The 19,855-nt window shown below is 62.7% G+C and carries 20 protein-coding genes; 8 read left to right on the forward strand and 12 right to left on the reverse strand.

What is annotated here, in order from left to right:
- Positions 1–62: 62 nt before the first annotated feature.
- The 6 genes from maiA to H1D44_RS03460 all read right to left on the reverse strand — a co-directional run bounded on the left by maiA (position 63) and on the right by H1D44_RS03460 (position 6,193).
- A complete protein-coding gene (gene maiA / locus H1D44_RS03435; protein ID WP_181513442.1) occupies positions 63–707 on the reverse strand; it encodes a maleylacetoacetate isomerase in 645 nt (214 codons plus the stop codon).
- Positions 708–724: 17 nt separating this feature from the next.
- A complete protein-coding gene (locus tag H1D44_RS03440; protein ID WP_181513443.1) occupies positions 725–1,744 on the reverse strand; it encodes a fumarylacetoacetate hydrolase family protein in 1,020 nt (339 codons plus the stop codon).
- Between the two features lie 72 nt (positions 1,745–1,816).
- Positions 1,817–3,127 carry a homogentisate 1,2-dioxygenase gene (gene hmgA, locus H1D44_RS03445; RefSeq protein WP_181513444.1) on the reverse strand — a complete coding sequence of 437 codons (1,311 nt, stop codon included), beginning with the start codon at positions 3,125–3,127 and terminating at the stop codon, positions 1,817–1,819.
- A 70-nt stretch (positions 3,128–3,197) separates the two neighbouring features.
- Entirely contained in the window at positions 3,198–3,422 is a 225-nt protein-coding gene (locus H1D44_RS03450; protein WP_181513445.1) for a DUF2783 domain-containing protein, read from the reverse strand.
- The gene (locus H1D44_RS03455) at positions 3,409–5,130 is read right to left on the reverse strand and encodes an FAD-dependent oxidoreductase (RefSeq protein WP_181513446.1); all 1,722 of its coding nucleotides are present in this window, start codon (positions 5,128–5,130) and stop codon (positions 3,409–3,411) included. Before H1D44_RS03455 ends, H1D44_RS03450 begins: the two co-directional genes overlap by 14 nt.
- Before the next feature lie 94 nt (positions 5,131–5,224).
- On the reverse strand, positions 5,225–6,193 hold the full coding sequence (locus H1D44_RS03460) for an MBL fold metallo-hydrolase (RefSeq protein WP_181513447.1): 969 nt from the start codon (positions 6,191–6,193) through the stop codon (positions 5,225–5,227).
- A 389-nt stretch (positions 6,194–6,582) separates the two neighbouring features.
- On the opposite strand from H1D44_RS03460, the gene H1D44_RS03465 reads away from it, so the two are divergent.
- From H1D44_RS03465 to H1D44_RS03500, 8 genes are all read left to right on the forward strand, one after another.
- Positions 6,583–7,638 (forward strand): TRAP transporter substrate-binding protein, encoded by a 1,056-nt coding sequence (locus tag H1D44_RS03465; RefSeq protein WP_181513448.1) that lies wholly within the window; start codon positions 6,583–6,585, stop codon positions 7,636–7,638.
- Between the two features lie 27 nt (positions 7,639–7,665).
- Entirely contained in the window at positions 7,666–8,220 is a 555-nt protein-coding gene (locus tag H1D44_RS03470; protein ID WP_181513449.1) for a TRAP transporter small permease, read from the forward strand.
- A complete protein-coding gene (locus tag H1D44_RS03475; protein WP_181513450.1) occupies positions 8,213–9,508 on the forward strand; it encodes a TRAP transporter large permease in 1,296 nt (431 codons plus the stop codon). Before H1D44_RS03470 ends, H1D44_RS03475 begins: the two co-directional genes overlap by 8 nt.
- A 32-nt stretch (positions 9,509–9,540) precedes the next feature.
- Entirely contained in the window at positions 9,541–10,050 is a 510-nt protein-coding gene (locus H1D44_RS03480) for a MarR family winged helix-turn-helix transcriptional regulator (RefSeq protein WP_181513451.1), read from the forward strand.
- A gap of 357 nt (positions 10,051–10,407) precedes the next feature.
- A complete protein-coding gene (locus H1D44_RS03485; protein WP_181513452.1) occupies positions 10,408–11,466 on the forward strand; it encodes a TRAP transporter substrate-binding protein in 1,059 nt (352 codons plus the stop codon).
- A 27-nt stretch (positions 11,467–11,493) separates the two neighbouring features.
- Positions 11,494–12,057 (forward strand): TRAP transporter small permease, encoded by a 564-nt coding sequence (locus H1D44_RS03490; protein ID WP_238984406.1) that lies wholly within the window; start codon positions 11,494–11,496, stop codon positions 12,055–12,057.
- A complete protein-coding gene (locus H1D44_RS03495; protein WP_181513450.1) occupies positions 12,050–13,345 on the forward strand; it encodes a TRAP transporter large permease in 1,296 nt (431 codons plus the stop codon). The genes H1D44_RS03490 and H1D44_RS03495 overlap by 8 nt, the downstream gene beginning before the upstream one ends.
- Before the next feature lie 179 nt (positions 13,346–13,524).
- A complete protein-coding gene (locus tag H1D44_RS03500) occupies positions 13,525–13,926 on the forward strand; it encodes a DUF6455 family protein (RefSeq protein WP_181513453.1) in 402 nt (133 codons plus the stop codon).
- Between the two features lie 48 nt (positions 13,927–13,974).
- Here the strand turns inward: H1D44_RS03500 and paaZ are convergent, their stop codons facing one another.
- From paaZ to paaA, 6 genes are all read right to left on the reverse strand, one after another.
- A complete protein-coding gene (gene paaZ / locus H1D44_RS03505) occupies positions 13,975–16,017 on the reverse strand; it encodes a phenylacetic acid degradation bifunctional protein PaaZ (RefSeq protein ID WP_181513454.1) in 2,043 nt (680 codons plus the stop codon).
- A 102-nt stretch (positions 16,018–16,119) separates the two neighbouring features.
- The gene (locus tag H1D44_RS21140; RefSeq protein ID WP_181513455.1) at positions 16,120–17,217 is read right to left on the reverse strand and encodes a 2Fe-2S iron-sulfur cluster-binding protein; all 1,098 of its coding nucleotides are present in this window, start codon (positions 17,215–17,217) and stop codon (positions 16,120–16,122) included.
- Positions 17,218–17,225: 8 nt separating this feature from the next.
- Complete coding sequence (gene paaD, locus H1D44_RS03515) at positions 17,226–17,765, reverse strand: 1,2-phenylacetyl-CoA epoxidase subunit PaaD (RefSeq protein ID WP_181513456.1); 540 nt, start codon at positions 17,763–17,765, stop codon at positions 17,226–17,228.
- Between the two features lie 23 nt (positions 17,766–17,788).
- Complete coding sequence (gene paaC / locus H1D44_RS03520; protein WP_181513457.1) at positions 17,789–18,553, reverse strand: 1,2-phenylacetyl-CoA epoxidase subunit PaaC; 765 nt, start codon at positions 18,551–18,553, stop codon at positions 17,789–17,791.
- 19 nt (positions 18,554–18,572) lie between these two features.
- On the reverse strand, positions 18,573–18,860 hold the full coding sequence (gene paaB / locus H1D44_RS03525; protein ID WP_181513458.1) for a 1,2-phenylacetyl-CoA epoxidase subunit PaaB: 288 nt from the start codon (positions 18,858–18,860) through the stop codon (positions 18,573–18,575).
- A gap of 12 nt (positions 18,861–18,872) precedes the next feature.
- A complete protein-coding gene (paaA, locus tag H1D44_RS03530) occupies positions 18,873–19,829 on the reverse strand; it encodes a 1,2-phenylacetyl-CoA epoxidase subunit PaaA (RefSeq protein ID WP_181513459.1) in 957 nt (318 codons plus the stop codon).
- Positions 19,830–19,855 lie beyond the last annotated feature (26 nt).

Genomic DNA, 19,855 nt, shown 5'->3' on the forward strand with positions numbered 1-19,855 from the left:
GGGAAGGGCGGCGCCCGCTAGTCGTTAGCTTGCTTAATATAGCCTATTTACCCTGGCAATGCTCAGCCGGCATCCGGTTGCTCCCCCGGAGCGGCCTTGGCGAAGGCTTCCAGGCTGCGACAGCGCTCGGCGATACGCCGGATTGTCGGATACGCCGAGAGATCGCACTCGAAGCGCTCGGCGTTGAACAGCTGCGGCACCAGGCAGAGATCTGCCAGGGTCGGACTGTCGCCGTGGCAGAACTCACCGGTGGCACTCTCGCCGGCCAGCCTCGCCTCCAGGGCGGCGAAACCCTCGGCGATCCAGTGACGGTACCAGGCCAGCTTGGCCTCCTCGTCCACCTTCAGCTCACCTACCAGGTACTTGAGCACCTTGAGGTTGTTGAGCGGATGAATCTCGCAGGCCACCAGCTGAGCCAGCGAGCGCACCCGGGCGCGGCCCACGGCGTCGGCTGGCAGCAGCGCGGGCGCCGGGTAGCGCTCGTCGAGGTACTCGCAGATCGCCAGCGACTGGGTCAGCTGCGCGCCCTCGTCGGTCTCGAGGATCGGCACCAGCCCCTGGGGATTGCGGGCGAGGTTCTCCTCGCCGCGCTGCTCGCCCTTGACCAGGTTGACCGGGGCCTGGGCGTAGTCCAGGCCCTTGAGGTTCAGCGCGATGCGCACCCGGTAGGCCGCCGAGGAGCGGAAATAGCCATATAGCGTGGTCATGCCTGGACTCCTCAGATTCACTTGGGCTGGTACTGCACCACCTGCTGGTCGATGGTGCCGAAGATGCTGTTGCCCTCGCGGTCGAACATCTCGATACGCACCCGGTCACCGAAGCGCAGGAAGGGGGTCTTGGCCGCACCGTGCAGGATCTGCTCCACCATGCGCACCTCCGCCAGGCAGCTGTAGCCCACGCCACCCTCATTGATCGGCTTTCCGGGGCCGCCGTCGGGGTCGGGGTTGGAGACGGTGCCCGAGCCGACGATGGCGCCGGCGCCCAGATAGCGGGTCTTGGCCGCATGGGCGACCAACTGCGGGAAGCTGAAGATCATGTCGGGGCCGGCCTCCGGCTCGCCGAACTTCTCGCCGTTGAGGTGCACGGTCAGCGGCAGATGGACCTTGCCCTCCTGCCAGGCGTCGCCGAGCTCGTCGGGGGTGACGCAGATCGGCGAGAAGCTCGACGCCGGCTTGGCCTGGAAGAAGCCGAAGCCCTTGGCCAGCTCGCCGGGGATCAGGCCGCGCAGGCTGACGTCGTTGACCAGCATGATCAGCTTGATGTGGCCGGCGGCCTGTTCCGGGGTGACCGCCATGGGCACGTCGTCGGTGATCACCGCGATCTCGCCCTCGAAGTCGATGCCGTGCTCTTCGCTGACCGCCTCGATGTCCTCGGTGGGAGCAAGGAACTTGTCGCCGCCACCCTGGTACATCAGCGGGTCGCTCCAGAAGGTTTCCGGCATCTCGGCGTTGCGCGCCTGGCGCACCAGCTTGACGTGGTTGAGATAGGCGGAGCCGTCGGCCCAGTGGTAGCTGCGCGGCAGCGGCGAGTGCAGCTTGCTCTGGTCCAGCGCGAAGGCGCCCTCGGCGCTGCCGTCGTTGAGCTCGGCGTAGCGTGCTTCCAGTTTCGGGCTCACCGCGTCCCAGTTCTCGATCGCCTGCTGCAGGGTGGGCGCGATATCGCTGGCGGAGACGGCGCGAGTGAGGTCGCGGGAGACCACCAGCAGTTCACCGTCGCGGCCGTTTTTCAAAGTGGCGAGTTTCATCTTGTCTCAATCCTTTTCGTCAGGGGCGGGGCTCGGCGGCCCCGTCCGGTTCAGCGTTTCGTCTCTCGGCCTTCAAGGCTGCTTCGGATCGAAGTGCGAGCGCAGGGTCGACCAGACATCCACGTAGTCGCGCTGGCGAATGTCGGCGTTCAGCGCTGCCTCGGTGGGATGGTAGACGTAGCGGCTCTCGAACATGAAGGCCAGGGTCGCATCCAGGCGCTGCGGCGTCAGCTCGGCATTCGATGCCTTCTCGAAGGTTTCGGCGTCGGGGCCGTGGGGCGACATGCAGTTGTGCAGGCTGGCGCCGCCGGGCAGGAAGCCCTCGGCCTTGGCGTCGTACTCGCCGTGGATCAGGCCCATGAACTCGCTCATCAGGTTGCGATGGAAGTAGGGCGGGCGGAAGGTGTTCTCGGCCACCATCCAGCGCGGCGGGAAGATCACGAAGTCGAGGTTGGCCATGCCCGGGGTGTCGGAGGGCGAGGTCAGCACGGTGAAGATCGAGGGGTCAGGGTGATCGAAACTCACCGTGTTGATGGTGTTGAAGTTGGCCAGGTCGTACTTGTAGGGCGCGTAATTGCCGTGCCAGGCCACCACGTCCAGCGGCGAGTGGCCGAGCCGGGTGGACCAGAAGCGGCCGGAGAACTTGGCCACCAGCTCGAAGTCGCCCTTTACATCCTCGTAGGCCGCCACGGGCGAGAGGAAGTCGCGCGGGTTGGCCAGGCCGTTGGCGCCGATGGGGCCGAGGCCGGGCAGCTCCAGGGGGCTGCCGTAGTTCTCGCAGACGTAGCCGCGGGCGGCGCCACAGCCCTCGGCCAGGCGCACCTGGAACTTGATGCCGCGGGGAATCACGGCGATCTCGCCGCCTTTGACCTCCAGCTCGCCGAGCTCGGTGCGCAGGCGCAGGGTGCCCTGCTGCGGCACGATCAACAGCTCGCCGTCGGCGTCGTAGAAGAAGCGCTCGGTCATGTCGCGGTTGCAGGCGTAGACGTGCACACCGCAGCCGGCCTGGGTGCCGGCATCACCGTTGACTGCGATGGTGAGCAGGCCGTCGATGAAGTCGGTGGGCTCGGCGGGAATCGGCAGCGGGTCCCAGCGCATCTGGTTGGGGTCGGCGGCGGGCCTGGTCAGCGGCGAGGTCGCCACCTGCGGGTTCTCCAGCGGACGGTACTCGCTCTGCACCACCGAGGGGCGGATGCGATAGAGCCAGCTGCGCAGGTTCTGGTGGCGTGGGGCGGTGAAGGCCGAGCCGGTGAGCTGCTCGGCGTAGAGGCCGTAGGCGCAGCGCTGCGGCGAGTTCTGGCCCTTAGGCAGGGCGCCGGGCAGCGCCTCGGTGGCGAAGTGGTTGCGAAAACCGCTCATGGTCTCGAGCGCTTGGGTCGTCATGTCGGGGTCCTCTTTATCAACGTCCTGTTGAGGCTTTGTTGTTCACTGGCCTGTCGCGGGGTACCTGCGATCACTCGCCGGCACGCTGCTCGCCTGGCGACGAGGCTGCCTGGCCGGCGATGGCCAGGGCCTCCTCGAGTACCTGCTGGTCGCCGACGTGGTTGGCCAGCAGCAGGATCAGGCGGGCGTTGATCCGCTCGCTCTCGGCCTCGCTGCGCTCGCGATGAAGCTCGGTCAGCGCGGCGTAGAAGGCATCCGGGTCGGTGAAGTTGGGGTTGAGCTCAAGCCGTGGCATGGGTGCCTCCCTGAACGGTGGAAGGGGCAAGGTGCGCGCCCAGGGCGCAGTCCAGTGCTTCGCCCACGCTGGCGGCATCGACACGACTCCAGCGTGCGCTGACGTGCTGGTCGGGGCGGATCAGGTAGCCGGTGCCGGCGGTGAGGCCGTAGCGCTCGCCGACCAGGTTCTCCACGTCCTCGAGCTGGCGGCTGCGCGGCAGCTCGGTCAGGGCGTGGGGCGCAGGGCCGACGACCAGCAGGTCGAGGTCGGGCTGGCCGTCGAGCAGCGGCGCCAGGTCGCGACGCAGGGTCTCGGCGGCGGCACTGTCGACGCGGCCGTCGAGCAGCAGCGTGAAACGCTCGCCCAGCTGGTTGAGCAGCCAGGCGCGCTCGCCGGCCAGGCCGATCGGTGCGTCCTTGGCCGGGCTGCCGGGGCGCAGTTCCAGGGGCAATCCCTCTGCTTCATGGCCGTTGAGCGGCGAGCCGTCGTAGCGGCACGGCATGGACAGGCGGCCGCTGTTGACCAGGCTGCGGGCGAAGGGGTAGTCCTCGGCCAGTTCCAGCACGCTGTCGCGGAACAGCCGGCTGACGCGGCTCTTGGGCGTGATGAAGTCGGTGGCCCGCGTCGAGTTGAGGATGTTCTCCGCCGCGCCGTGCTGGCGCTCGTCGTCGTAGGTGGCGAGCAGGGCTTCGGGAGCCTGGCCCTTGAGCACCCGGGCCAGCTTCCAAGCCAGGTTCTCGGTGCTCTGCAGGGCGCCGTTGGCGCCGCGCGCGCCGAAGGGCGAGACCTGGTGGGCGGCGTCGCCCATGAAGAACACCCGGTGGTGGATGTAGCTGTCCATCTTGCGGCAGCGGAAGGTGTAGACGCTGGCCCACTCCAGTTCGAACTCCACGTCTTCGCCGAGCATCGCCTGCACGCGGGGGCGGATGTTCTCCTCCTTCTTCTCCTCCTCCGGGTCGGCGTCCCAGCCCAGCTGGAAGTCGATGCGCCAGACGTTATCCGGCTGACGGTGCAGCAGCACCGACTGGTTGGGGTGGAAGGGCGGGTCGAACCAGAACCAGCGCTCGGTGGGGAAGTCCGCCTTCATCAGCACATCGGCGATCAGGAAGCGGTCCTGGAACACCTGGCCACGGCTCTCGAGGCCCAGCATGTCGCGAATCTTGCTGTTGGCGCCGTCGGCCACCAGCAGGTAGTCGCAGGAGAGGCGGTAGTCGCCGTCCTCGGTGCTGACCATTACCTCGCTGCGCTCGGCCTGGGCGTCGACCTCGGTGACCTTGTGCTTCCAGCGCAGGTCGATGAGGCCATCGAGCTGGTTGGCCCGATCGACCAGGTACTCCTCGAAGTAGTACTGCTGCAGGTTGATGAAGGCGGGCATGCGATGCCCCTCCTCCGGCAGTAGGTTGAAGTCGTAGACCTCGCGCTCCTGAAAGAAGACGCGGCCGTGCTGCCAGGTCACGCCCTTGTCGACCATCGGCTGGGCACAGCCCAGGCGGTCGAGGATTTCCAGGGTGCGCTTGGCGAAGCAGATCGCCCGCGAGCCGACGCTGACGGTATTGTTGTCGTCGAGCACCACGCTCTCGATGCCCTGCTGGGCCAGATCGATGGCCATGGCCAGGCCGGTAGGGCCGGCGCCGACGATCACCACCGGGCAGTGGCGGATGTCGTCGCGGTCGAGCTCCGGCGGGCGTCGATACGGGTAGACGGGATTGTTGTAGGTAGTTGGCATGCTTCCTCCGACCGCGGCTGCGCCGCAGGCAGGCGCTTGGCGCCTGCCTGCGATACCGCTCGCCGTAATGGCTTCGGCAAGGTTGGGTGTGGTGTTACTGGTTCTCGACGACTTCCTGCAGCGAGTGCCACATGGCGGTGTCGCGCTCGGCGGTCCAGATGCGCGGGTCGGGATGCTCGCCGCCGGCTTCGTCGTAGCAACGGGTGATATCGAACGGCAGGCAGTGATCGAAGATCACCCAGTGGCCGTACTTCGGCTTGAGCTTGGCGTAGGTCTCGGCGTAGCACTCGGAGAGCGGCTTGCCGGCGGCCTTGCCCGCCTTGACGCTTTCGTACATGTCGTTGAGGAAGTCACGGGTGCCCTGGATCGCTTCCTGGCACTGCTCGGGCGTCTGCAGCGCATCGCCACGCCCTGGTACCAGTTTCTGCGGATTCATCGCCTGCAGGCGGTCGAGGGTGGCCGGCCAGTCCTCGTGGTAGGCGTCGCCGGTGTAGGGGGTGGCGCCGTACTCGACCAGGTCACCGGAGAACATCACCTTCTCTTCGGGTAGCCAGACGATGGTGTCGCCCTTGGTGTGGCCGCGGCCCAGATGGATGATGCGCACCTCGCGCTTGCCCATGAACACCGTCAGCTCCTGCTGGAACACGATGTTGGGCCAGGTCAGGCCGGGCACCGAGTCGACGCCCTTGAACAGGCGCGGGAAGCGGCCGACTTCGGACTCGTAGTCCTGCTGGCCGCGCTCGACGATCAGGTCGTAGGTGTTCTGGCTGGCGTAGATGTTCTCGGCGTCGTAGGCCGAGGCGCCCAGCACGCGTACGGCATGGTAATGGGTCATCACCACGTGCTTGATCGGCAGGTCGGTGACTTCGCGGATTCGGCGAATCACGTCCTGGGCCATGATCGGGGTGGCTTGGGTGTCGATCACCATCACGCTGTCGTCGCCGATCACCACGCCGGTGTTGGGGTCGCCCTCGGCGGTATAGGCATACAGGCCCTCGGCCAGCTGGGTGAAGCTGACCTGCTTCTCTTCGGTGTCGGCGTGGGAAGCGAACTTCTTGCTCATGGTTCCTCCAGGATTCGTCAGGGTCGGCATGCAGGGCGACGCTGGCCGCAATTGGCCATGATGGTCGTCGTATGAGGTTCAGCATAGTTGTGAATGAAACTATATGTCCAGCAAACCACGGACCAAACGGCAAAGCAAGAGGGGAGAGATTGGCAAAAATTTGCCTTGGATCATGGGGTTTTGGGTTTTTTGCGACCTAAGTCTAATCCATTTCTCCTTCAAATTAGTTGCACGGGAGATTATCTGTCGGGCATGGTGGCAGCGTGATACATCAGGCGGTTGCGCTCACGCCTCATGACTTCCCATCGTCGAGCGCCAAGCCGCGATACAACAATTCAGGGACTCAACGTGGCGCAAGTTCGCCTCCCGTGACGACCTAGGAGCACGCAATGAAAATCACAAATCGCCTCATGATTGGCGCCGTGGCGGCGTTCGGCGTCAGCCTCGGCGCCGCTGCCCAGGCCCAGGAAACTATCACCGTCAGCACCTGGGGCGGCCCCAACCATGGCGTCAACACCATCGTCTGGCCCACCTGGAAGGCGTGGATCGAAGAAGCCACCGAGGGTCGCGTCACCGTCGAGGTGGTGCACGACATGGGTCCCCCCGCCGCGCAGATGGAGATCGTCGCCGACGGCATCGCCGATGCCAGCTGGATCTTCCATGCCCACATGGCCGGTCGCTTCCTGGCCACCCAGCTGCCTGAATTCCCCACCTTCGAGGAGTTCTCCTCCGAAGATGCCGCGGCAGCTTACTGGCACACCCATCAGGAGCACCTGGCCCAGGCCAACGAGCATCGCGGTGTCGACGTGCTGGCCATGGGCGTTCACGGTCCGGGGCAGATTTTCACCCGCAGTCAGGTCGACTCCCTGGATGACCTGCGCGGCAAGCGCCTGCGGGTGGGCGGTGGCGTGATGAGCGGCCTGGCCGATGCCATGGGCGTGACCGGCGTGGCAGTGCCTCCCACCGGGGTCTACGAGGCCGCCTCCCAGGGCGTGGTCGACGGCGCCATGCTCACCCTGGAGAGCCTGCGCAGCTTCCGCGTGGCCGAAGTCGCGCCGCACACCCTCACCGTCGACGGCGGCTTCTATCGCGGCAGCTTCGCCATCGTCATGAACCCGCTGTTCTGGGATCAGATCTCGCCCGAGGATCGCGAGGCGATCGAGAGCGTCTCCGGCGAGCACCTGTCGCGCCTGTTCGGCTACATGATGGATGTCTCCGACGAGAGCGGCGTCGAGTTCGGCAAGGAGCGTGGCGCCACCTTTACCGAGGTCTCCGAGGAGGACATCGAGAAGCTGCGCGGCGTGACCGAGGAGCTGATCGCCAACTGGTCCAGTGACGTGGCGGATCGCGGCATCGATGCCGAGACCGCGCTGGAGCATTTCCGCGAGCAGCTGGCCCTGGCCGCCGAGAGCGAGGGCATTGCCGATCGCGTCGTGCGCCAGTAACCCGCTTCGACCTGTGGAGGCTTGACCATGCCGACCTCGTCCACACTATGGTTTCGGGTCGGCCGTGTCATGCAGCTGACGCTGGAGGGGGTGGCAGGCGCTACCCTCTTCGCCATGATGCTGCTGACCACGGCGGACGTGACCGGACGCTACTTCTTCAATACGCCCATCCTTGGCACCGTCGAGCTGACGCAACTGATGCTGGCAGCGCTGGTGTTCCTGTCGCTGCCGGTGGTGTGCTGGCGCGAGGAGCACGTCAGCGTCGACCTGCTCGATTCGGTATTCCCCTCGGGTCTGATCTGGATCCGCCAGGTGCTGGTCAACCTGATCGTCACTGCGGCGCTGTGGGTCATGGCCCAGCGCGCCTGGCTGCTGGCCCAGCGCGCCTTCGAATGGGGCGACGTGACCGAGTTCCTGCGCATCCCGCGGGGTTACCTGATCGCTCTGATCGCCGCCATGCTGGCGCTGTCGGCGCTGCTGACCCTGGGTCGGGCGGTGCTCTACCTGCTGGAAGGGCTCAAGGTGATCAAACAGGGCGGTCCGCTGAGTCCGTCCACCGAACGGGGAGGCGACAATGATTGAAGCGCTGTACGGGTTCGCCGCCCTGCTGCTGCTGGCATTCCTGCGGGTACCGCTGGCGTTTGCCATGGGCATCGTCGGCTTCCTGGGGTTCTACTTCATTACCGGCAACTGGAACGCCGCCGAGGCCATGGCCGCGCGGCGGGTGGTGGATACCGCCATGGACTACGGGCTGTCGGTGATTCCGCTGTTCATCCTGATGGGCAACTTCGTCTCCCATGCGGGACTGTCGGACGCGCTGTTCCGCGCCTCCAACGGCTTTCTCGGCCACCGCAAGGGCGGCCAGGCCATGGCCACCATCGTTGCCTGTGGCGGCTTCAGCGCCATCTGCGGCTCGAGCCTTGCCACCTGCGCCACCATGGGGCGTGTGGCGATGCCGCAGATGCGCAAGTACGGCTACAAGGATTCGCTGGCCTCGGCCTCCATCGCCGCCGGCGGCACCTTGGGCATCCTGATCCCGCCCAGCGTGATGCTGGTGATCTACGGCATCCTCACCGAGACCAGTATTCGCGAGCTGTTCGCCGCCGGCTTCATCCCCGGCATGCTGGGCATCGTGCTTTACCTGCTGGCGGTGAAATGGGTAATGTGGCGCGACCCGGACGCCGGCCCCGCCGGCGAGAAGGTGCCGTGGAGCGAGCGCATGGCGGCGCTGAAGAGCGTCGGCAGCACCCTGGCGCTGTTCGTGCTGGTGATCGGCGGCATCTACCTGGGCGTGTTCACGCCCACCGAGGCGGCGGGCATCGGCGCCATGGGCGCCTTCCTGATCGCCCTGTTCCGCCGTGCGTTGACGCCGCAGGTGCTGATGAACGTGCTGATGGACACCGTGCGCACCACCGCCATGCTGTTCGCCGTGGTACTGACCGCGCTGATCTTTGCCAATTTCATCAACCGCGCGGGCCTGCCGGGCGAGCTGCTGGCCTTCGTCAACGCCATGGACGTGACGCCCTTCATGGTGATCCTGGTCATTATCGCCATCTACGTGGTGCTGGGCTGCGTGTTCGAGAGCATGTCGATGCTGTTGCTTACCGTGCCGGTGTTCTTCCCGGTGGTGGCGGGGCTGGGCTACGACCTGGTGTGGTTCGGCATCCTGGTGGTGATCGTGATCGAGATCAGCCTGATCACGCCGCCGGTGGGGATGAACGTGTTCGTATTGCGAGCGGTGCTGCCGGACGTCTCCACGGGGACCATCTTCCGCGGTGTGACACCGTTCTGGGTGGCCGGCACGGCGCGTGCGTTGCTGGTGCTGGTGTTCCCGGGTATCGTGCTGTTCCTGCCGCAGCTGCTCTATTGAATGCTGCCAAGCGTAGGTGAGGAGTCATCGAGATGAACATGGATGAGAGTCAGGTCGACCTCGCCGGAGAAGGCGATAAGAGCCTGACCGATGCGCCGACCAAGCCGGAGCTGGATCTCAACCAGTTCCTGCCCTATCGGCTCAACAGCCTGGCCGATCGTATCAGCCAGGCGCTGGCCGAGCTCTATCAAGAGCGCTACCAGCTCAACATCGCCCAGTGGCGGGTGCTGGCCTGGCTCAGCCACTGCGACGAGATGACGGCGAAGAAAATCTGCGCCTACACCAACATGGACAAGGCCCGGGTCTCGCGGGCCATTCAGGTGCTGGAAGATCGCGGTCTGGTAAGCCGCACCCCTTCGCCCACCGACCAGCGGCTGCAGGACCTTCACCTCACGCCGGAGGGGCAGCGGCTGCTGACCAAGCTGATTCCCGAGGCCCAGGCGTGGGAGGCGGAGCTGGTGGCGACCCTCACCGCCGGTGAGTACCGCGACCTGCTCAACGTGATGCGCAAGCTGGAGCGCCAGCTGGAGCGGATTGGCTGACTTGGTCTTTCACCCTGTTTCCCCAAGGCCGGCAACATTGGTTGCCGGTTTTTTTTGCGACGTGAAAATTCCGTAACAAGATTTTTTTCCTTGGTTGGCTTTTCTGCGTGGGGGCGATTTTGAGATGGATTGTCAATTATGTAATATCTTGTTGATATATATAGAATAAATTCATGATTAGACTTAGGTGTTGTTAGATGATGGTCGCGTCTATGTCGCGAAGGAGGTAGAGAGAAAGGCATTGTAAGAACCAACGTGTTTCCAATATCATGTGTGATGAGCCATTTGTTGTATCGTTTTGCCCATAACAACCATACGCAAGCGCGCCACCCGCCTGTGACAATGGAGGAACTCACAATGCACAAGAAGACAGGCCTGGTAATCGGTACCCTGACCGCCGCCATCATGAGCACTTCGGCCCTGGCCCAGACCACGATCACGGTCAGCACCTGGGCGGGTCCCAACCACGGCATCAACACGATGGTATGGCCCACTTGGAAGGCCTGGATCGAGGAGGCCACCGAGGGCCGTGTCACCGTCGAAGTCGTCCACGACATGGGGCCGCCCGCCTCCCAGATGGAGATCGTCGCCGACGGCATCGCCGATGCCACCTGGGTTTTCCATGGCTACAACACCGGCCGCTTCCAGCTGACCAAGCTGCCCGAGTTTCCCACCTTCGAGGACTTCTCCTCCGAGAACGCCTCTGCCGCCTACTGGCGCACCCATCAGGAACACCTGGCTGGCGCCGGCGAGCATCGCGGTGTCGATGTGGTAGCAGCCGGCGTGCACGGCCCGGGCTGGATCTTCAGCAGCGAGCAGTACGAGACCCTCGATGACATGAGAGGCAAGCGCATTCGTGTGGGTGGTGGTGTGATGGGCGATCTTTCCAACGCCCTGGAGCTGACCGGCGTTGCGCTGCCGCCCACCGGTGTCTACGAGGCTGGCTCGCAGGGGGTCATCGACGGCGCCATGCTGGTGCCCGAGGGTCTGCGCAGCTTCCGCGTGGCCGAGATCTTTCCCTACACATTGAAAGTGGACGGCGGCTTCTATCGTGGCAGCTTCACCATCGTCATGAACCCGATGTTCTGGGACCAGGTTTCTGACGAAGACCGAGCCGCCATCGAAGAAGTTTCTGGTGAGCGCCTGTCGCGCCTGTTCGGCTACATGATGGACACCATGGATGTGCGAGGTGTTGCCTTTGCCGAGGAGCAGGGCCACACCTTCACCGAGCTCGGAGGCGACGATCTCGAGTCGCTGCGTAGCATGAGCGACAGCATGGTTTCCGAGTGGGCCGATTCGGTCTCCGCGAACCGTGGCGTTGATGGCATGGCAGCTATCGAGCACTTCCGCGAGCAGCTCACTGCCGCCGCCGAGGACGAGAGCGTCGAGAGCCTGGTTCCTGAGACGCTGCGTTAAAGCGAGATTGTCGCCTGGAGGGCGACCATGCAAACCCTGACGACGCGTGCGACGCGTGCGACGCGCGTCGGCCGGGTCATGCAGCTGACGTTGGAGGGGGTGGCAGGCGCCACCCTCTTCGCCATGATGCTGCTGACCACGGCGGACGTGACCGGACGCTACTTCTTCAATACGCCGATCCTTGGCACCGTCGAGCTGACGCAGCTGATGCTGGCGGCGCTGGTGTTTCTCTCCTTGCCGGTGGTGTGCTGGCGCCAGGAGCACGTCAGCGTCGACCTGCTCGATGCCATCTTTCCCGCACGGCTGGTGTGGGTGCGAGAGGTGATCGTCAATCTCTTGGTGACGGCCGCACTGTGGGTCATGGCGCAGCGCGCCTGGCTGCTGGCCCAGCGCGCCTTCGAATGGGGCGACGTGACCGAGTTCCTGCGCATCCCGCGGGGTTACCTGATCGCTCTGATCGCCGCCATGCTGGCGCTGTCGGCGCTGCTGACCCTGGGTCGGGCGGTGCTCTACCTGCTGGAAGGGCTCAAGGTGATCAAACAGGGCGGTCCGCTGAGTCCGTCCACCGAACGGGGAGGCGACAATGATTGAAGCGCTGTACGGGTTCGCCGCCCTGCTGCTGCTGGCATTCCTGCGGGTACCGCTGGCGTTTGCCATGGGCATCGTCGGCTTCCTGGGGTTCTACTTCATTACCGGCAACTGGAACGCCGCCGAGGCCATGGCCGCGCGGCGGGTGGTGGATACCGCCATGGACTACGGGCTGTCGGTGATTCCGCTGTTCATCCTGATGGGCAACTTCGTCTCCCATGCGGGACTGTCGGACGCGCTGTTCCGCGCCTCCAACGGCTTTCTCGGCCACCGCAAGGGCGGCCAGGCCATGGCCACCATCGTTGCCTGTGGCGGCTTCAGCGCCATCTGCGGCTCGAGCCTTGCCACCTGCGCCACCATGGGGCGTGTGGCGATGCCGCAGATGCGCAAGTACGGCTACAAGGATTCGCTGGCCTCGGCCTCCATCGCCGCCGGCGGCACCTTGGGCATCCTGATCCCGCCCAGCGTGATGCTGGTGATCTACGGCATCCTCACCGAGACCAGTATTCGCGAGCTGTTCGCCGCCGGCTTCATCCCCGGCATGCTGGGCATCGTGCTTTACCTGCTGGCGGTGAAATGGGTAATGTGGCGCGACCCGGACGCCGGCCCCGCCGGCGAGAAGGTGCCGTGGAGCGAGCGCATGGCGGCGCTGAAGAGCGTCGGCAGCACCCTGGCGCTGTTCGTGCTGGTGATCGGCGGCATCTACCTGGGCGTGTTCACGCCCACCGAGGCGGCGGGCATCGGCGCCATGGGCGCCTTCCTGATCGCCCTGTTCCGCCGTGCGTTGACGCCGCAGGTGCTGATGAACGTGCTGATGGACACCGTGCGCACCACCGCCATGCTGTTCGCCGTGGTACTGACCGCGCTGATCTTTGCCAATTTCATCAACCGCGCGGGCCTGCCGGGCGAGCTGCTGGCCTTCGTCAACGCCATGGACGTGACGCCCTTCATGGTGATCCTGGTCATTATCGCCATCTACGTGGTGCTGGGCTGCGTGTTCGAGAGCATGTCGATGCTGTTGCTTACCGTGCCGGTGTTCTTCCCGGTGGTGGCGGGGCTGGGCTACGACCTGGTGTGGTTCGGCATCCTGGTGGTGATCGTGATCGAGATCAGCCTGATCACGCCGCCGGTGGGGATGAACGTGTTCGTATTGCGAGCGGTGCTGCCGGACGTCTCCACGGGGACCATCTTCCGCGGTGTGACACCGTTCTGGGTGGCCGGCACGGCGCGTGCGTTGCTGGTGCTGGTGTTCCCGGGTATCGTGCTGTTCCTGCCGCAGCTGCTCTATTGAGCTGAGTGTCGCACAGCACGAGCTTCATCCCGGCAAGCTGTAAAATGATACGAAAAACATACTTTCTAAATTAATTGTCGTGTCTAGAGTGAGCCCGATTTGACTCCAGTCAAATCGGGTTTTCTCCTTTTCGCTATCTTGAAAGTGAGTATTAAGGATATCGGGCGGAGAGAGAGAAGATGGAAAGGCTATCGGATTATATTCAGGGTGAGCGCGTGGTGCGTGAGCTTCGCTGCCACGCCCCCGAGGCACTCGAGGAAATGGCCGGCGACCTGCAGCAGCCGCTGAGCCCACCGCTGGAGCGGGCTCTGGCACGTAGCCTCGATGACCGGCGGGTTGCCGATTTTCGTTCTTCTGAGGTGCTGATGCCGGCGATGATGACGACCTTCGCGGTCAGCCGGGCCAGCATCGAAGGAGATGAGCTTGCAAAGCTGGAAGCTAGCTGCAACCGCTGTGAATCGGTGGGGCGCTGCTGGCAGGCGATGCGCAGTCACGCCGATGCCGAGACATGCCGCGACTTCTGCCCCAACGCCGAGGCCTTCATCCGGCATCGCGGCGAGGTGGAGCCGCGTGGCGAATAGACGCAAAAGGGGGCGCGATGCGCCCCCTCATTTTCTCCGGTGCCAGAGCTACTTTTGCTTGGCCACCAGGGTCAGGATGTCGTAGCTGGCCACCAGCTCGTCTTCCTGGTTGGTCACGGCAACGTCCCACATCACCACCCCCTGGGGATGTCCGTCCGGAGAGGCTCGGCCCTGGTCGATCTTGCGCTTGCAGGTCAGACGGGCACGAATGGTGTCGCCGGGAGCAACAGGGGTAATGAAGCGCAGGGTGTCCAAGCCGTAGTTGGCCAGTACGGGACCTTCCCCCGGGTAGACGAAGAGTCCGGCCGCTGCCGATAGCACGAAGTAGCCGTGGGCGATGCGTTGGCCGAACTGAGTCTTGCGCGCGGCGATGTCGTCGAAGTGCATGTAGAAGTGGTCGCCGGAGAGGCAGCCGAAGTTGACGATGTCGGCTTCGGTGACGGTGCGGCGGTGGGTCAGCAGGGACTCGCCTACCTGCAGGTCGTCGAAATGACGACGGAAGGGGTGGACGTCGTTCTCGATGACCTTGGCACCCCGCACGTATTCACGGGTAACGGCGGCCACCATGGTCGGGGAGCCCTGGATGGCGGTGCGCTGCAGATAGTGGTGTACCGCCCGGATGCCACCCAGTTCCTCGCCGCCGCCGGCACGACCCGGGCCGCCGTGCTTGAGCATGGGCAAAGGGGAACCGTGACCGGTGGACTCCTTTGCGGCTTCTGCATCAAGAATCTGCAGGCGGCCGTGCTGGGCGGCGAGTACCGGGATCATCTCCGCGGCGATGGCGGGGTTTTTGGTGGTGAGGGTGGTGACCAGGCTGCCCTTGCCCTTGGCGGCCAGGCGCAGGGCCTCTTCAATGCCGTTGTAGGGCATCAGGGTGGCGACGGGGCCGAAGGCTTCGATGTCATGGGCGCCGCCGTCTTGCCGCGGGTTACGGTTGATCAACAGATGAGGGGCGATAAAGGCACCGTTCTCCACCCCCTTACCCACCGGCTTGAACCCCTCGCTCCGGCCGAAGACACACTCGCTCGTCTCCAGCAGTTGGCCGATGGCATCGCGGACGTCACGCAGCTGGTCGTCGGAGGACAGCGCACCCATGCGTACGCCTTCCTCTTTTGGGTCCCCCGCGACGATCCTGGACAGCCGCTCCTTGATCCTGTCCGCCATGGCATCCACGTGTTCGTCAGGCACCAGGACTCGCCGGATGGCGGTGCACTTCTGGCCGGCCTTGGCGGTCATCTCCTTGACCACCTCCTTGGCAAAGATCGCGAACTCCTCATCGTCGGGAGTCACATCCGGGGCCAGGATGGCGCTATTGAGGGAGTCCGCTTCGGCATTGAAGGGAATGCTCCGCGCCAGGATGTTGGGGTGGCTCTTGAGTTTCAGCGCGGTATTGGCGGAGCCGGTAAAAGTGACGAAATCCTGCTCTTCCAGGCGATCGAGAAGATCGCCGGTGCCACCAATGATCAGCTGCAACGCACCATCCGGCAGCAGGCCGGAATCGTTGATGATGCGCACTGCAGCCTCCGCCACATAGCTGGTGGCGGTGGCCGGCTTGACGATGCAGGGCATGCCTGCCAGGAAGGCAGGAGCGAATTTTTCCAACATGCCCCAGATCGGGAAGTTGAAGGCATTGATGTGCACGCACACGCCGCGGCGCGGCACCAGGATGTGCGTGCCGTTGAAGTGGTTGTTCTTGCCCAGCTGGGTTACCGGACCTTCATGGGCCACGTTGCCGGAAGGCAGCTCCTTGCGCCCGGTGGAGGCGTAGGTAAACAGGGTACCGAAGCCGCCCTCGATGTCGATCCAGGAGTCAGCGCGGGTGCAGCCGGTGTGATGGGAAATCTCGTACAGCTCTTCCTTGCGCTCCTGGATATAAGCCGCCAGCGCCTTGAGAATGGCGGCGCGCTGCTGGAAATCGAGTGCCAGCAGGCTGCTCAGGCCCTGGTGGCGGCCGTAGTCGACGACCTGTGAAAAGTCGATGGATTCGTCATGAGTGTGGGCAATGATGTCGCCATTGATGGCGCTTGGCAGGGCCTTGGCCGCGGTGCTACCCAACCACTGACCGGCAATGTAACTCTGAAGGACTGGCATCAAGCGTTCTCCCAGTGAAATTTGGCTTGATGACGCACACGCATGACCACAGCAAGATGCTGAGCGTGCACATCGAGAGGGATAAGGTGGTTCAGCCAATCATCAGCGCTGATCGAAATCGAGGGTGACCTCATCGGACAGAGGATGAGCCTGACAGCTCAGCACATAGCCCGCTTCGATTTCGTGTTTCTCGAGGCCGTGAGTCACGTCCATATCCACTTCGCCCACGATCAGCTTGCACTTGCAGGTGGAGCAAACGCCGGCCTTGCAGGAGTAAGGAAGGTCCATGCCGTTGGCGATTCCTGCATCGAGTATGTTCTCGCCGACCGTGGCCAGGTCGAACAACACCGAGCGGCCATCCGCTACCACGGTCACCTTGCTGGTCTTCTCCTCACCGTATTCCTCAACACGCTGCTGCGCTTTCTCGAGCATCTTCTTGGAATCTTCTGCAGACTTTGCGAAAAGTTCGTAATGGATCTGCTCATTGCTCAAGCCTTCGAGGCGGAAGCCATGGGACACTTCTGCCATCATGGCTTCAGGGCCGCAGATAAAGGCTTCGTCTGTATTCTTGATGTCGATTAATCCGCATTTCTGCAGGGCATAGCCCTTACTGTTGTCTATTTTTCCATTGAGAAGGTCAGCCCCTTGGTCTTCGTAGTCCATGATGTTGATCCATTGGAAGCGATCCATAAAGCGGTTTTTTACGAAGCTGAGCTCATCCTTGAACATGACGGAGTTCGTGCGCCGGTTTCCATAGATCAACGTGACATGGCTTTTTGGCTCAACATCAAGTACCGACTTGATGATAGACAAAGTCGGTGTGATTCCCGAGCCCGCTGCAATACACATATAACGCTTGGCATTATTTGGGTCGAGCTGGGTATAGAAATTTCCCTGCGGCGGCATGACATCGATCTCCATGCCGCGCTTGAAATTGTCATTGGCGTAATTGGAAAACTTGCCGTTCTTGACGCGCTTGATACCCACGCGCATATGGCCGTCATTGATGCCTGAGCAGATAGAGTAGGAGCGACGAACTTCCTCACTATCGATCCAGGTTCGCAGCGTCAAAAACTGCCCCTGGATAAAGTCGAATGTTTCCTTGAGCTCATCCGGGACATCAAAGGTCACGCAAATGGCGGTATCTGTCTCCGGCTGGACGTCGGCAATCCTTAACGTATAGAAATTCGTGTCAGACATCACGTGGCCTATATTTTCTTGAAATAATCGAAGGTCTCCTTGCATGCTTGGCACTGAAACAGTGCCTTGCAGGCAGTGGAGCCGAATTCGCTGATGAGTCGGGTGTCACGCGAACCACAGTGGGGGCAAAGCGTATGAGCGTCGGGCGTCAAGCCATCCTCGGAGTCAGCGGCATCCTCCGGCGGGGCGACACCGTAATCGCGCAATTTACGACGCCCCTCCGGCGACATCCATTCGGAGCTCCAGGCCGGGGACAATTGCAATTTCACTTCAACACTTTCATAACCCCTGGCATTCAGGGCGGCCTTGACGTCTTCGGTAATGGTATCCATCGCCGGGCAGCCGGAATAGGTCGGAGTGATCGTGACGATAATATGTTCACCCTGACGCTCAATGTCGCGCAGAATCCCGAGATCCCAGATGCTGAGCGCCGGAATTTCAGGATCCTTGACCTCATCGAGAAGATCCCACAGCTCCTTCATCTCGGATGTGGATCGCTGTTGCAACCGGTGGTACTCTTCCTCCGGCATTAATGGGATTTCGTTCATGATAAATCACCCAATTTGCTCGGTTACCACTGGCAGCCAGGGTAGGAGCGGTGAACAAACTGCATCTCTGTCAGCAAGTGACCCAGGTTCTCGGTGTGGTAACCAATGCGTCCACCGCGTACCGCCCAGCCATCCTCAGGTATGTTCAGTGTCGCTTCAGTGAGGATAGCGCTGACCTGGCGATGCCACTCGTCTCGCAGTTGGGTGATATCGACGCCGATGCCACTGTCGGCTAATAGCTGCTCGGTATCGTCCAGCTCGAACATTTCGTGGGTATAACCCCACAAGCTATCGACCGCGCGCTGCGTGCGCCGATGGCTTTCCTCGGTGCCATCGCCCAGGCGCAGCACCCAGTCGCGGCTACGGCGGAGATGATAGCGGGTTTCCTTGATCGCCTTTGCAGCAATGGCGGCCAGAGTATCGTCCTTGGACTTGACGAGCTCCGGCAGGAACAAGCTGTAATAGATATCGATGAACAGCTGGCGTACCTGGGAGTAGGCAAAATCTTCCTTCGGTAACTCCATCAGCAGCAGGTTACGGTACTGACGATCGTCGCGCATATAGGCGAAATCGTCCTCCGTACGTCCATCATTGGTTAGCTCCGACGCGTAGCCGTAGAACATGCGGGCACGCCCAATGTAGTCCAGTGCCACGTTGGCATAGGCGATATCCTCTTCCAGAAAGGGGCCACGGCTCACCCATTCGGAGATTCGGTGACCCAGGACATTGGCGTCATCACCCAGGCGGATCGCATACTCGATGGTGGCGTCTTTGATGGTGTCACTCATTACGTTGTCTCCTCAGCAGCTACATGTTGTTAACGGCATCGGGGAGGACGTAATAAGTCGCGTGCCGATAAGGTTTGTCATCATTGGGATCGAAGAAATCCTCAGCATCGTCCTCTTGAGAGGCGCAGATATCGGCTGACTTGACAACCCAGATGCTCACGCCTTCGCTGCGCCGAGTGTAGACATCTCGGGCATACTCCAGCGCCTGGGCGTGATCTTCGGAATGCAGGCTGCCTACATGCTTGTGATCGAGTCCTCGCTTGGAGCGGATAAAGACCTCGAAGAGTTCCAGAGCGTTATCTTGCATGGCGGTGGCTCCTTAAGCGACTTCGGCTTGCTTAGCCTGTTTTTTGGCGTTGTAGGCAACCAGTGCTTCACGCACCCAGGCGCCTTCCTCATGGGCCTTGATGTGATGTTCCAGGCGCTGACGATTACAGTGGCCGTTGCCGGCAATCACATTGTGGAATTCTTCCCAATCAATCTCACCGCTATCGTAGTGGCCGCGTTCTTCGTTCCACTTAAGCTCTTTGTCGGGGTGTTCGAGCCCCAGGAACTCGATCTGAGAGGCGGTCTGGTCGATGAACTTCTGGCGTAGGTCATCGTTGGTCTCACGCTTGATTTTCCACTCCATGGATTTGGCGGAGTGCGCGGATTCGGAGTCGTGTGGGCCAAACATCATCAACGCCGGCCAGTAAAAGCGGTTCAGGGAGTCCTGAGCCATGGCCTTCTGTTCGGAAGTCCCGTTGGCCAGTGTCAGCATGATGTCGTAGCCCTGACGCTGGTGGAAACTCTCTTCCTTACAGATACGAATCATGCCGCGTGCGTAGGGGCCATAAGAGGTACGCTGGAGAGATACCTGGTTGACGATGGCCGCTCCATCCACCAGCCAGCCAATCGCTCCCATGTCGCCCCACGTCAGGGCCGGGTAATTGAAGATTGAAGCGTATTTGGCCCGGCCGCTCTGCAGCGCCTCGATCATCTCATCTCGGGAAATCCCCAGGGTTTCTGCTGCGCTGTACAGATAAAGTCCGTGGCCTGCCTCGTCCTGGATTTTTGATAACAGGATCGCCTTGCGACGCAGGGAAGGCGCGCGAGTCAGGAAGTTGCCTTCCGGCTGCATGCCAATGACTTCTGAGTGCGCATGCTGCGAAATCTGGCGAATCAAGTTTTTGCGATACTTCTCGGGCATCCAGTCCTTGGGCTCGATCTTCTCTTCCGCGTTGATCTTTTGCATGAACTGCTGTTCTTGCAGGGAAGTTTGCTCTTCAGAAGACATCGTTATGCTCTCCAATCAGGTTGAGC

The sequence above is a fragment of the Billgrantia kenyensis genome, from assembly GCF_013697085.1.
Taxonomy (GTDB): domain Bacteria; phylum Pseudomonadota; class Gammaproteobacteria; order Pseudomonadales; family Halomonadaceae; genus Halomonas; species Halomonas kenyensis.

Coding starts and splice junctions, on each gene's coding strand:
- H1D44_RS03455 (WP_181513446.1), bottom strand. CDS start 5,130: ATGCCAACTACCTACAACAATCCCGTCTACCCGTATCGACGCCCGCCG.
- paaB (WP_181513458.1), bottom strand. CDS start 18,860: ATGCAAGATAACGCTCTGGAACTCTTCGAGGTCTTTATCCGCTCCAAG.
- paaZ (WP_181513454.1), bottom strand. CDS start 16,017: ATGCCAGTCCTTCAGAGTTACATTGCCGGTCAGTGGTTGGGTAGCACC.
- H1D44_RS03450 (WP_181513445.1), bottom strand. CDS start 3,422: ATGCCACGGCTTGAGCTCAACCCCAACTTCACCGACCCGGATGCCTTC.
- hmgA (WP_181513444.1), bottom strand. CDS start 3,127: ATGACGACCCAAGCGCTCGAGACCATGAGCGGTTTTCGCAACCACTTC.
- H1D44_RS03440 (WP_181513443.1), bottom strand. CDS start 1,744: ATGAAACTCGCCACTTTGAAAAACGGCCGCGACGGTGAACTGCTGGTG.
- paaD (WP_181513456.1), bottom strand. CDS start 17,765: ATGAACGAAATCCCATTAATGCCGGAGGAAGAGTACCACCGGTTGCAA.
- H1D44_RS03475 (WP_181513450.1), top strand. CDS start 8,213: ATGATTGAAGCGCTGTACGGGTTCGCCGCCCTGCTGCTGCTGGCATTC.
- paaA (WP_181513459.1), bottom strand. CDS start 19,829: ATGTCTTCTGAAGAGCAAACTTCCCTGCAAGAACAGCAGTTCATGCAA.
- H1D44_RS03460 (WP_181513447.1), bottom strand. CDS start 6,193: ATGAGCAAGAAGTTCGCTTCCCACGCCGACACCGAAGAGAAGCAGGTC.
- H1D44_RS03485 (WP_181513452.1), top strand. CDS start 10,408: ATGCACAAGAAGACAGGCCTGGTAATCGGTACCCTGACCGCCGCCATC.
- paaC (WP_181513457.1), bottom strand. CDS start 18,553: ATGAGTGACACCATCAAAGACGCCACCATCGAGTATGCGATCCGCCTG.
- H1D44_RS03500 (WP_181513453.1), top strand. CDS start 13,525: ATGGAAAGGCTATCGGATTATATTCAGGGTGAGCGCGTGGTGCGTGAG.
- H1D44_RS03465 (WP_181513448.1), top strand. CDS start 6,583: ATGAAAATCACAAATCGCCTCATGATTGGCGCCGTGGCGGCGTTCGGC.
- maiA (WP_181513442.1), bottom strand. CDS start 707: ATGACCACGCTATATGGCTATTTCCGCTCCTCGGCGGCCTACCGGGTG.
- H1D44_RS03490 (WP_238984406.1), top strand. CDS start 11,494: ATGCAAACCCTGACGACGCGTGCGACGCGTGCGACGCGCGTCGGCCGG.
- H1D44_RS03470 (WP_181513449.1), top strand. CDS start 7,666: ATGCCGACCTCGTCCACACTATGGTTTCGGGTCGGCCGTGTCATGCAG.
- H1D44_RS21140 (WP_181513455.1), bottom strand. CDS start 17,217: ATGTCTGACACGAATTTCTATACGTTAAGGATTGCCGACGTCCAGCCG.
- H1D44_RS03495 (WP_181513450.1), top strand. CDS start 12,050: ATGATTGAAGCGCTGTACGGGTTCGCCGCCCTGCTGCTGCTGGCATTC.
- H1D44_RS03480 (WP_181513451.1), top strand. CDS start 9,541: ATGAACATGGATGAGAGTCAGGTCGACCTCGCCGGAGAAGGCGATAAG.